At 39.4% G+C, this 12,868-nt stretch carries 5 protein-coding genes, 3 tRNA genes, 3 rRNA genes and 1 other RNA gene; 2 read left to right on the top strand and 10 right to left on the bottom strand.

From position 1 onward, the window contains the following. Nucleotides 1-310: 310 nt before the first annotated feature. An RNA gene (gene rnpB / locus LNP04_RS15180) (RNase P RNA component class A) lies at nucleotides 311-633 on the bottom strand. Nucleotides 634-809: 176 nt separating this feature from the next. On the opposite strand from rnpB, the gene LNP04_RS15175 reads away from it, so the two are divergent. Together LNP04_RS15175 and LNP04_RS15170 are read left to right on the top strand one after the other, a co-directional pair. Beyond that, the gene (locus LNP04_RS15175) at nucleotides 810-1,301 is read left to right on the top strand and encodes an RNA polymerase sigma factor (protein WP_047442405.1); all 492 of its coding nucleotides are present in this window, start codon (nucleotides 810-812) and stop codon (nucleotides 1,299-1,301) included. Continuing rightward, nucleotides 1,294-1,968, top strand: a complete 675-nt coding sequence (locus LNP04_RS15170; protein WP_229983748.1) for a beta-carotene 15,15'-monooxygenase — start codon at nucleotides 1,294-1,296, stop codon at nucleotides 1,966-1,968. Before LNP04_RS15175 ends, LNP04_RS15170 begins: the two co-directional genes overlap by 8 nt. 61 nt (nucleotides 1,969-2,029) lie before the next feature. Here LNP04_RS15170 and rpoN read toward each other — a convergent pair whose 3' ends face one another. The 9 genes from rpoN to asnS all read right to left on the bottom strand — a co-directional run bounded on the left by rpoN (nucleotide 2,030) and on the right by asnS (nucleotide 12,708). After that, nucleotides 2,030-3,493, bottom strand: a complete 1,464-nt coding sequence (gene rpoN / locus LNP04_RS15165) for an RNA polymerase factor sigma-54 (RefSeq protein ID WP_229983747.1) — start codon at nucleotides 3,491-3,493, stop codon at nucleotides 2,030-2,032. A 188-nt stretch (nucleotides 3,494-3,681) separates the two neighbouring features. After that, nucleotides 3,682-3,840 carry a hypothetical protein gene (locus LNP04_RS15160; protein ID WP_229983746.1) on the bottom strand — a complete coding sequence of 53 codons (159 nt, stop codon included), beginning with the start codon at nucleotides 3,838-3,840 and terminating at the stop codon, nucleotides 3,682-3,684. Between the two features lie 812 nt (nucleotides 3,841-4,652). Beyond that, nucleotides 4,653-4,760: ribosomal RNA gene (rrf, locus tag LNP04_RS15155) — 5S ribosomal RNA — on the bottom strand. A gap of 142 nt (nucleotides 4,761-4,902) precedes the next feature. Next, nucleotides 4,903-7,663, bottom strand: a 23S ribosomal RNA gene (locus tag LNP04_RS15150). Nucleotides 7,664-8,012: 349 nt separating this feature from the next. Continuing rightward, nucleotides 8,013-8,085: transfer RNA gene (locus LNP04_RS15145), tRNA-OTHER, on the bottom strand. A gap of 70 nt (nucleotides 8,086-8,155) precedes the next feature. After that, nucleotides 8,156-8,229 (bottom strand) — tRNA-Ala (locus LNP04_RS15140). A gap of 89 nt (nucleotides 8,230-8,318) precedes the next feature. Then, nucleotides 8,319-8,392 (bottom strand) — tRNA-Ile (locus tag LNP04_RS15135). A gap of 222 nt (nucleotides 8,393-8,614) precedes the next feature. Beyond that, nucleotides 8,615-10,131, bottom strand: a 16S ribosomal RNA gene (locus LNP04_RS15130). The 16S, 23S and 5S rRNA genes sit together here with 3 tRNA genes alongside, the layout of an rRNA operon. Before the next feature lie 1,128 nt (nucleotides 10,132-11,259). Next, a complete protein-coding gene (gene asnS / locus LNP04_RS15125; RefSeq protein ID WP_229983745.1) occupies nucleotides 11,260-12,708 on the bottom strand; it encodes an asparagine--tRNA ligase in 1,449 nt (482 codons plus the stop codon). Nucleotides 12,709-12,868: the final 160 nt, after the last annotated feature.

Raw genomic sequence — 12,868 nt, 5'->3', positions numbered from 1 at the left:
TTTTATTACAAATCTGGAACAAATCAGAAATACGAAAATCTTACAAAAATCTCATTTGGTTTTAATTAAATCTTAAAAACGTCTTATCTAAATATTTGAAAAAATCAATTTGAAACAAATACTTTGGAGAAAATGATTCTACAATATCATAAATTATCTGAGGAGGACAAATTGAGTTTGGATGAAGCAAAAAAATAATTGGAAAGCGAGTAAAAAGCTCAAATAATATAAAAATTGCCACGAATCCACGAATTAATTTTAAAGAAAATCTCTAAAAACATTAGTGTATTCGTGGCAATTTAATTTAAAAACCACGAGAAAATCTATAAGCCGGATTTTGTACTTTAAAAAAGTGCCTGTTATTTATCTGCGTCTTACATTGCTGCAAAACTTGAGCTGATTACCCCTCGGCTTTCAGGACGAGCCGCCCCTATTTTCATTGCTGAAAAGAACCGATATACTTATCATTGCACCGCAAAGAGTTTACCTGGTTTCACTACAGCCGAACTGTACCTGCTTTCTGTTGCACTTGTCCTATCCTCACGGATGACGGATGTTATCCGCTTTGCTGCTCTATGGTGTCCGGACTTTCCTACCCTTACCGAAATAAGAATCAACAAGCCGACTTTCTCGTGGGTGCAAAGATACGTGTTAATTTGAAAATTTGGTAATGAGATAATTTGAAAATTTCTAACAGCATGATAATTCGTCATATTGTTTACAAAAAGGCTTTTATTCATTCATTTTCAAATTATTAAATTTTTAAATTTTCAAATTATATCATATCTTCGTGGCAATTATACATCGTTTTGATTTCTAAAGAGAAAGAATTTGCACAGCTTATAAAAGATAATCAAGGTTTGATTATAAAAGTGTCGCGGCTATATACCAATTCTCTCGAAGATGAAGAAGATCTTTTCCAGGAAATTGTACTGCAATTGTGGAGAAGCTACGATTCATTTAAAGGAAACTCAAAAATATCTACATGGATGTATCGTGTGGCTCTTAATACCGCGATTACACTTTTCAGAAAAAAAAGCAAAAGCCTACCAACCAACGAATTGGATATCAATCATCGAGATTTTATTGAAGATGATGACGATAAGCAACAGCAAATATCGTTATTGTACACTGTGATTAAAACCCTTCCAAACGTAGAAAGAGCAATTGTGATGATGTATTTGGATGATCTTCCGTATAAAGACATTGCAGAAAACCTTGGGATTACCGAAGTGAATGCACGTGTGAAGATGAATAGATTAAAGAAAGTCCTTAAAGAAAAAATGGAAAAAAATGCCTGAATTTGATTTAGATAGCTTTAAAAAAACCTGGCAGGAACAACCTGTTCAGCCAAAATATGATAACGATGAAATTCTTCAGATGTTGAATAAAAAATCACGCAATTACGTGAAATATATATTATGGATTAGCATCATCGAGTTTTTATTATTTACTGCTTTCGGATTATTTTATATTATACAAAACAAAGAATCAAATACTTTTCTTGCATCTTTACAAAAATTAGGTGTTGAAAAAAACGAGCAACTACAAGATATTTTTGATAACATTTATTTAATTATAAAAGTCCTGACATTATTTGTCACTGGTTATTTTGTTGTAAAATTTTATGAGAATTACCGTAAAATAAAAATTGAAGAAGATTTAAAAGAATTCATTTCCCGAATCATCAGATTCAAAAAAACGGTTAATGCATTTATTTTAATTAATATTTTAATTGTTGTAATATTTACCTCTGCTCTCACAATTTTCGGGATGTATGCTATTCATAATCAAAATACCGCTCTTGCAGACTCTTCAATGATTGCTTTTACAGTAAGTTTTATTATCAGTACAGTTCTTTGTGTTCTGCTAATTTGGGTATATTACAGACTTGTTTATGGAATTCTTATCAAAAGGCTTGATAAAAATCTGAATCAATTAAAAGAAATAGATTCTCAGGAAGATTAAATATTTCTAAAAAATATCAACATTAAAAAAAGCATTTCAAATTCTGAAATGCTTTTTTGTTTTATAATTCTTTCCTCAATCTTGCGACCGGAATGTTTAACTGTTCTCGATACTTTGCAATCGTTCGTCGTGCAATATTATAACCTTGTTCTTTCAGTATCACAACCAAAGCATCATCCGTAAGTGGTTTTCTTTTATTTTCTTTGCTAATGACTTCCTGTAAATGCATTTTGATCTCTTTCGTAGAAACTTCCTCACCATCATCATTTGTTAAGCTGTCAGAAAACAAATCTTTTAAGTAAAGAATTCCGTTTGGCGTATCTGCATATTTACTTTTTACAACTCTTGAAATCGTGGAAATATCAAAACCTGTAATATCAGCAATATCTTTAAGAATCATTGGTCTCAGAGATTTTTCATCACCAGTAATAAAATAATTATGCTGAAATTTCACAATCGCATTAATCGTTTGCAGCAAGGTATTCTGACGCTGGTTAATTGCATCAATGTACCATTTTGCAGCGTCTAGCTTTTGTTTAATGAATAATGCAGCTTGTTTATGTTCAGATGATTTTTTATCATGAGAGTAAGTCGTTAAAATATCTTTATACTCTTCGGAAACCCTTAATGTCGGTGCATTTTTACTATTCAACATCGGAATTACTACTCCTTCTTTCACAGATATTACAAAATCCGGAATAATTTCCTGATTGATAGTAATCGTTTGTGTATCAAAATTTCCACCAACTTTCGGTGAAAGTTTTGAAATTTCTTCCAAAGCATCCTTCAAATCTTCCTCTTCAATATCATACTTCTGAATAATCTTATTGTAATGCTTATTCGTCAAAGCATCAAACTGAAATCTCAAAATATTGGCAGCCAAAGAAATTGCTTTATCCGAACTCACTTTCTTCTCAATCTGTAACAAAAGACACTCTTGCAAACCTCTCGCCCCAACCCCAGAAGGATCTAACTTTTGAATATAATTTTCTAAAATATCTTCAACCTTATCAACAGACGTATATATCCCTTGAGAAAAAGCCAAATCATCTACAATAGACTTTACTTCACGTCTCAAATAACCATCAGTATCTAAATTCCCAATAATATATTCTGCAATTTTCAAATCATCTTGGTTGATATTGATCAAGTTGATTTGCTCCATTAAATAGTCATATAAAGACTGCCCTTCAGTCAAAAGACTTTCATTATCGAAATCTTCATCGTCTGCAGAATAGTTGCTTGATGCGGTTTTGTAATTAGGTTCGTCATCATAGATGTAATCATTCACATCAAAATCAGTTTCAATGCTTTCTGTACCTTCAGTTTCGTAGGATTCATCCAAAGAAGAATACTCCTCTTCTTTAGACTCTTCCTTTACCACTTCTAATGCAGGATTTTCTTCTAATTCCCTTTCCAATTCTTCTTCAAACTCTAAGGTATGAAGCTGAATAAGCTTCATCAGTTGAATTTGCTGAGGAGCAAGTTTCTGTCCTAATTTAAGTTGTAAATGTTGTTTTAGCATATCTACTGTGATTTAACATAACGTATTCTACGAATTTAGGAATTTTTTTTTGATAAAAACAATTTTTAGCACGATTTTTGTAGTAGTTAGTTCATATAAATATTATTCACATATATCTCATGCATTTTGCATGAGATATTTTTTTGAAATCTATTGTTTATATACATTTATAAGGATATGATTATGATTTATTGGGATTTATTTAACCATTGATTACCAGAAGCTTCATCCAGCTCTTCACTGTATCTTTTTTGTGTCTGTGCTTTGTCCTTGCAACAAAAAAGGATGCCGTTGCGATCTGGGCTAGGGGTGACTGCATTCTTTTGATTATCTGTCAAAACAATCATTTTTTGTATTTTCGCTGGCTTTAGGCTTTAGGCTTTAGGCTTTAGGCTTTAGGCTTTAGGCTTTAGGCTTTAGGCTTTAGGCTTTAGGCAAAATTACATTTTCTGGATATATTTTAAAGCCACTTAATGATTTCTTACTATTTCATTATAACCGAGATTTTGCAATCATCTTAAACGATTCAAAATACGTACAGCAAATAGTTCTGCAATAAGTACAACTGCTTGAAAAGCCGCAGAGCGGCAGACTGTTAATAGAAAAAGAATACAGCTCACGGATGGAGAAAGCTCCTTAGGAGCGACCTGTACATTATTTCAATTCCCTGATGACAAATCACTTCTTAGATGATAAACAGATATCGATCCGACGGAATGCACTTTTGCCCGTATTAACTTTTCCTACACAAATATCGCTCCTACGGAGCGACCTGTAATGTCGTTACAAAAATATAAATGGTGGAATAGATAGCGTTCATCTAGAATACGCGTGACCACTTCAGCTTTTTTATACACAGATACTGGTCCTCTAGAGCAACAGCATGGATTTTTTGATTTTAATTACCAAATTTGAATATTGCAAAGTAAGTTTTGAATAGTAACTTTTTCATGATTAACTCTAAATTTCAAATTCCGCAATTTCCATATTAAATATTCAACTTGAACTTTCATCAACTTCTTTCCCCAAACCGGATCTCAAACCTTGAATATTGGAGGTTAAATTTGATTTATGGATGGCGGCTTCGTTGCTTTTTAAACGTTGAGTTGAGAGCAAAAAAAAGTCTCATACAACTGAATGTATGAGACTTTTAAATAAAAACTGGCGGCGACCTACTCTCCCGCTTTCGCAGTACCATCGGCGCTGGTGGGCTTAACTTCTGTGTTCGGAATGGGAACAGGTGAGCCCCACCGCTAAAACCACCCTAAAGGCTGTATATGGTTGTCAGTTTTGGTTGATTGCTGATGGTATAATACTATCAACTGTCAACTCCTTACTGTCAACTGTTTTATCGATAAAAATGTTCACAAAGAGAGAACCTTGAATGCGCAATTAAGGCTTGCCAATTAGGCAATAAATCTACGGGTAATTAGTACTACTCGGCTATGCTGTTACCAACTTTACACCTGTAGCCTATCAACGTCGTCATCTCCAACGACCCTTAAAAGATGTCTCATCTTGAGGCGAGTTTCGCACTTATATGCTTTCAGTGCTTATCTCTTCCAAACGTAGCTACTCAGCGGTGCACCTGGCGGTACAACTGATACACCAGAGGTTTGTTCAATTCGGTCCTCTCGTACTAGAATCAAGCCCTCTCAAACATCTAACGCCCGCAATAGATAGAGACCGAACTGTCTCACGACGTTCTGAACCCAGCTCGCGTGCCACTTTAATGGGCGAACAGCCCAACCCTTGGGACCTTCTCCAGCCCCAGGATGTGACGAGCCGACATCGAGGTGCCGAACCTCCCCGTCGATGTGAGCTCTTGGGGGAGACTAGCCTGTTATCCCCGGAGTACCTTTTATCCTATGAGCGATGGCCCTTCCATACGGAACCACCGGATCACTATGTCCTGCTTTCGCACCTGATCGACTTGTAGGTCTCACAGTCAAGCACCCTTATGCCATTACACTCTACGCACGGTTACCAAGCGTGCTGAGGGTACCTTTGAAAGCCTCCGTTACTCTTTTGGAGGCGACCACCCCAGTCAAACTACCCACCACGCAGTGTCCTTGATAAATCAAGTTAGGCTCCAAGTAAGTAAAGGGTGGTATTTCAACGTTGACTCCACAAACACTAGCGTGCCTGCTTCAAAGTCTCCCACCTATCCTACACATTACTTACTCAAAGTCAATACGAAGTTATAGTAAAGGTTCACAGGGTCTTTTCGTCCCATTGCGGGTAAACGGCATCTTCACCGTTACTACAATTTCACAGAGCTCATGGTTGAGACAGTGCCCAGATCGTTACACCATTCGTGCAGGTCGGAACTTACCCGACAAGGAATTTCGCTACCTTAGGACCGTTATAGTTACGGCCGCCGTTTACTGGGGCTTCAGTCAAACGCTTCGCATTGCTGCTAACGCCCTTCCTTAACCTTCCAGCACCGGGCAGGTGTCAGACCCTATACAGCATCTTTCGATTTAGCAGAGTCCTGTGTTTTTGATAAACAGTCGCCTGGGCCTCTTCACTGCGGCCAGCATTGCTGCTGGCGTCTCTTCTTCCGAAGTTACGAGACTATTTTGCCTAGTTCCTTAACCATGATTCACTCTAGCACCTTAGGATTCTCTCCTCGACTACCTGTGTCGGTTTTGGTACGGGTTGCTTCACTTCGGCTTTTCTTGGAAGCACTTTCCTTACAGCAACTTCGCCCGAAGGCTAGGTCTTGACTATTCCGTCAGTCTCCAGTAAGTACGGCACTCCGTCCCCTTTTTAGTGTGAGCAAGTATGGGAATATTAACCCATTGTCCATCCACTACCCCTTTCGGGTTCGCGTTAGGTCCCGACTAACCCTCAGCTGATTAGCATGGCTGAGGAAACCTTAGTCTTTCGGTGAGCGGGTTTCTCGCCCGCTTTATCGTTACTTATGCCTACATTTTCTTTTCTGTACGCTCCACCAAGCCTCACGACTCAGCTTCTGTGCAAACAGAATGCTCCCCTACCAGATACAACCCTAAGTTGTAAATCCATAGCTTCGGTACTCTATTTATGCCCGATTATTATCCATGCCGGACCGCTCGACTAGTGAGCTGTTACGCACTCTTTAAATGAATGGCTGCTTCCAAGCCAACATCCTAGCTGTCAATGCAGTCCAACCGCGTTGCTTCAACTTAATAGAGATTTGGGGACCTTAGCTGTTGGTCTGGGTTCTTTCCCTCTCGGACACGGACCTTAGCACCCGCGCCCTCACTGCCGTGGAACATTTATTAGCATTCGGAGTTTGTCAGGAATTGGTAGGATTTGACTCCCCCGCATCCAATCAGTAGCTCTACCTCTAATAAACTTATACACGACGCTGCACCTAAATGCATTTCGGGGAGTACGAGCTATCTCCCAGTTTGATTGGCCTTTCACCCCTACCCACAGGTCATCCGAAGACTTTTCAACGTCAACCGGTTCGGTCCTCCACTTTGTGTTACCAAAGCTTCAACCTGCCCATGGGTAGATCACAAGGTTTCGCGTCTAATACTACTAACTAAGCGCCCTATTCAGACTCGCTTTCGCTCCGGCTCCGTACCTGAAGTACTTAACCTCGCTAGTAACATTAACTCGTAGGCTCATTATGCAAAAGGCACGCCGTCACCCAACTTGTGGGCTCCGACCGCTTGTAGGCGTACGGTTTCAGGTTCTATTTCACCCTTCTATTCGAAGTGCTTTTCACCTTTCCTTCACAGTACTTGTTCACTATCGGTCTTTCAGGAGTATTTAGCCTTGGAGGATGGTCCCCCCATATTCAGACAGGATTTCACGTGTCCCGCCCTACTCATTTATCATCTAAATATACCTTTCATGTACGGGGCTATCACCCTCTATGGCTGTTCTTTCCAGAACATTCTATTAAATATATAAAGACTTTTGGGCTAATCCGCGTTCGCTCGCCACTACTTACGGAATCTCTTCGATTTCTTTTCCTCAGGGTACTTAGATGTTTCAGTTCTCCTGGTTTGCTCCTCTTACGAGGTGACATGTCTTCAACATGCCGGGTTGCCCCATTCGGACATCTGCGGATCAATTCGTGTGTGCCGATCCCCGCAGCTTTTCGCAGCTTACCGCGTCCTTCTTCGCCTCTGAAAGCCTAGGCATCCGCCATACGCCCTTAACGATTTCTTTCCTAATTATTAATTAGTTCAGTATTTTTTGTCTAACATCGCTGTTAAACTATTTTGTAAACTCAAACGCTTAATTGCGCTCGGTTTTCTCTTTGTGATATTTTTACCGTTAATGTCAATGATCTTATGTCTTTCTGCTTGTCTGATAAATGAATATTTGTTTTGGCTCTATTCATCTTACTTTTAAATCAAACTCGCAAAACTGTGGAGAATAAGGGAGTCGAACCCTTGACCTTCCCGATTCATCGGGACGCTCTAGCCCCTATCGGCTAAAATCCTTTGTTTCTTTTTTTAATAACTTCTATTCTTGTTACATCGCTGTAATCTTTTTCATTACTTTTCAGTAATTGTGGAGAATAAGGGAGTCGAACCCTTGACCTTCCCGATGAATCGGGACGCTCTAGCCCCTATCGGCTAAAATCCTTTGTTTCTTTTTTTAAATAACTTCTGTTCTTGTTACATCTCTGTAACCTTTATTACTTTTCAGTAATTGTGGAGAATAAGGGAGTCGAACCCTTGACCTCCTGCGTGCAAGGCAGGCGCTCTAGCCAGCTGAGCTAATTCCCCTCTAGTTGAGTTGGCGAGTGATTGTGTTGGAGGGTTTGAGCGTTAACTCATTATCTCTTATACTCTCAAACTCCTGTACTCAAAATTAGTAGTCTCGGGCAGGCTCGAACTGCCGACCTCTACATTATCAGTGTAGCGCTCTAACCAGCTGAGCTACGAGACTTCATTAGACTTAAAGATAAAAGAACCAAGAATCAAGACTGTAACGTCTATATCTTTCTTCTTTTCTCTATCCTCTTGTCTCTCTCTCCCTCTGATACTAATTTCTAGTGGGTTTTGTATTTTTATAATATAAGCAACCGAGTAAAAAACTAAAACGTTTTCTTAAAGTAAGTACATGGTACAGTAAAGTACCTTTATTTGTTTAACGTCGAAAGACGCTCTAAAATGAGATGTTCCAGCCGCACCTTCCGGTACGGCTACCTTGTTACGACTTAGCCCTAGTTACCTGTTTTACCCTAGGCAGCTCCTGTTACGGTCACCGACTTCAGGTACCCCAGACTTCCATGGCTTGACGGGCGGTGTGTACAAGGCCCGGGAACGTATTCACCGCGCCATGGCTGATGCGCGATTACTAGCGATTCCAGCTTCATAGAGTCGAGTTGCAGACTCCAATCCGAACTGAGACCGGCTTTCGAGATTTGCATCACATCGCTGTGTAGCTGCCCTCTGTACCGGCCATTGTATTACGTGTGTGGCCCAAGGCGTAAGGGCCGTGATGATTTGACGTCATCCCCACCTTCCTCTCTACTTGCGTAGGCAGTCTCACTAGAGTCCTCAACTGAATGTTAGCAACTAGTGACAGGGGTTGCGCTCGTTGCAGGACTTAACCTAACACCTCACGGCACGAGCTGACGACAACCATGCAGCACCTTGAAAATTGCCCGAAGGAAGGTCTATTTCTAAACCGATCAATTCCCATTTAAGCCTTGGTAAGGTTCCTCGCGTATCATCGAATTAAACCACATAATCCACCGCTTGTGCGGGCCCCCGTCAATTCCTTTGAGTTTCAAACTTGCGTTCGTACTCCCCAGGTGGCTAACTTATCACTTTCGCTTAGTCTCTGAATCCGAAGACCCAAAAACGAGTTAGCATCGTTTACGGCGTGGACTACCAGGGTATCTAATCCTGTTCGCTCCCCACGCTTTCGTCCATCAGCGTCAGTTAAGACATGGTAACCTGCCTTCGCAATTGGTGTTCTAAGTAATATCTATGCATTTCACCGCTACACTACTTATTCCAGCTACCTCTACCTTACTCAAGACCCGCAGTATCAATGGCAGTTTCATAGTTAAGCTATGAGATTTCACCACTGACTTACGAGTCCGCCTACGGACCCTTTAAACCCAATAAATCCGGATAACGCTTGCACCCTCCGTATTACCGCGGCTGCTGGCACGGAGTTAGCCGGTGCTTATTCATACTGTACCTTCAGCTACTTACACGTAAGTAGGTTTATCCCAGTATAAAAGAAGTTTACAACCCATAGGGCCGTCGTCCTTCACGCGGGATGGCTGGATCAGGCTCTCACCCATTGTCCAATATTCCTCACTGCTGCCTCCCGTAGGAGTCTGGTCCGTGTCTCAGTACCAGTGTGGGGGATCACCCTCTCAGGCCCCCTAAAGATCATTGACTTGGTGAGCCGTTACCTCACCAACTATCTAATCTTGCGCGTGCCCATCTCTATCCACCGGAGTTTTCAATAAAAAACGATGCCGTTTCTTATATTATGGGGTATTAATCTTCCTTTCGAAAGGCTATCCCCCTGATAAAGGTAGGTTGCACACGTGTTCCGCACCCGTGCGCCGCTCTCAAGATTCCGAAGAATCTCTACCGCTCGGCTTGCATGTGTTAGGCCTCCCGCTAGCGTTCATCCTGAGCCAGGATCAAACTCTCCATTGTATGTTTGTCTGACTCACTCAAAGTTTTGACGCTTTAGTTTTTCCTTACTTGGTTGTTATATCTATTTTTCAATGATCTCTCTTCTTCCGCTTCCTCAGCTGCCTTTTTCTGTCGTTGGGCGTTGCCGTATTTGCGTGTGCAAAGGTAATAACTTATTTCTAATTGACCAAATGTTTTTGAAAGAAATTTTAAAGTTTTTTAAGTAACCCTAAACCCTTTTCTCAAACACTTAATCCACTACTCCTGCGCTCCCCGTATTGGGATTGCAAAGATACAAATCTTTTCTAAACTCACAAATTTTTATCGCTAAAAATTTTAATGAATGTTTCTTGATCTACATCCTATTAAGTAACTTAAATTATCTGCCCGAAGGCGCTCCTGCGCTACTGATATACTCTCGTTTTCAGTGGGGCAAAGATAGGGCAGATACCTAAACGAAACAAATAATTAATAATCAATTATTTTGATTGTGGAAAAGTATTAAAGTAAAACATTGGTTTAATAGGCGTTAAATAACATGATAGAGTTATCCACAATGTTCATATTATTTTAATACTGGGTAAACATGTAGTTTTATTCGGGTATCATTGGGAAATTCAGTAAACAAAATACCGATTTTGTATATCGAAAATACTGTTAATGCCATGTTTTGGAGTAGAAATAACATCAACGAGTGTACTGTTTACAAAGATTAGGTCAACAGATTATTAATATTTATCCATTGATGAAAGGTGTCGCTCCTACGGAGCTCTCTGGATACCGGGATAATAATTACTACAAACATATTGCTCCTCCGGAGCAAAAGAGAAAAATAAGATCTTCAAATGAGCAATAATGCTAGTAATGGAAAGATTGAATTTAGAAAAAATATAATTAGACTGAAGCTAAACAATTGAAAAAATATTTATTTTTTGGCGAATAATCATCTACCGACTACTCCCCTAGCCCAGATTGAACGGCATGCTTGAGCTCTTTTTGCAAAAAAGGGAGAGCCAAGGCGCAAAAAAGCGAGCAGTGAAAGCTGGATGAGCTTCTGAAACAAACTATAGGATTAAAGAATAACACTTATAATTATAGAACAAAAAAATACCTCTGAAAATTTCAGAGGTTCTATATATATGGTGCAGATTAAAATTCTGCGTTCTTTGGAGTTCTTGGGAAAGGGATGACATCGCGAATATTGGTCATACCTGTTACGAAGAGAACCAGTCTTTCTAAACCAAGGCCGAAACCTGCGTGAGGAACCGAACCGAATCTTCTGGTATCCATATACCACCAAAGCTCGTGCTCGTCTACGTGCATTTCTGCCATTTTAGTTTTCAGTACATCTAATCTCGCTTCTCTTTCTGAGCCACCGATGATCTCGCCGATTCCCGGGAAAAGTACATCCATTGCAGCAACGGTTTTATTATCGTCGTTCAGCTTCATGTAGAATGCTTTGATTTCTTTTGGATAATCGAAAAGAACAACCGGACATTCAAAATGCTTTTCTACCAAAAATCTTTCGTGCTCAGACTGAAGATCAGTTCCCCAGCTTTCAACCGGATATTGGAATTTTCCTTTTTTGTTTTCTTTCGAATTCATTAAAATCTCAATCGCTTCTGTATAGCTTACTCGTTTGAAACGTTTAGCAATAACATTCTCCAATTTTTCGATCAGCCCTTCTTTTGCTCTGTCTTTTTCTGGTTTTGATTTTTGTTCTTCTTCGAAACGCTTGTCTAAAAATTCAAGATCGTCTTTACAGTTGTCTAAAACATATTGAATCACATATTTTAAGAAATCTTCTGCCAAATCGATGTTATCTTCAAGATTGTTGAAAGCAACTTCAGGCTCAATCATCCAAAATTCAGCTAAGTGACGCGTGGTGTTTGAATTTTCTGCACGGAAAGTCGGTCCGAAAGTATAAATTCTTCCCAATCCCATTGCTGCAGTTTCACCTTCAAGCTGTCCAGAAACCGTTAGGTTGGTTTTCTTACCAAAAAAATCCTGAGCGAAATCAATATCACCCTGCTCGTCTCTTGGAATATTGTTTAAATCAAAGTTGGTTACTCCAAACATTTCACCAGCACCTTCTGCATCAGCTCCCGTTACAATCGGCGTGTTGATGTAGAAAAACTGGTTTTGGTTGAAGAACGAGTGAATTGCAAAACTCACTGCATGGCGTACTCTGAAAACCGCCCCAAATAAATTGGTTCTGAATCTTAAATGCGCCTGCTCTCTCAACACTTCTAATGAGTGTTTTTTTGGCTGAAGAATGGTTTTATCTCTTTCTTCTGTAAAGTTATCTCCTAAAATGATAATTTTTTTAGCGATGATTTCTACAGTTTGTCCGGCTCCTTGGCTTTCTACCACTTCACCAACAACTTTAAGAGAAGATGCTGTACTTATTTTGCTTACAATTTCAGGATCGAAATTTTCGAAATCAACAACAATTTGCAAATTATTAATTGTAGAACCATCATTTAGCGCGATAAAGCGATTTGAACGGAAGGCTCTTACCCAACCGTAAACTGTAATGTCATGATGTAATACTTTTTTGTAGTCTTGTAGGACTTCTTTAATCGTCTGCTTTTTCATTTGTTGATTGATAAATTTTTGTATAAAAAATTAATGTTTGCAAATCTACAAAAAACAGTGTAATTTTTCTAAGATTACATTGTTTGATTTAAAAATGATTCTGATGACCCGTTATCTATCATATTGCGATTTTTGAACACAAAGCACACCAAGTTTTCTT

It is taken from the genome of Chryseobacterium sp. C-71 (genome assembly GCF_020911865.1).
Classification (GTDB): domain Bacteria; phylum Bacteroidota; class Bacteroidia; order Flavobacteriales; family Weeksellaceae; genus Chryseobacterium.
Note: the sequence above shows the minus strand (reverse complement) of the source record. Positions and strands in the feature narration are given on the sequence as shown.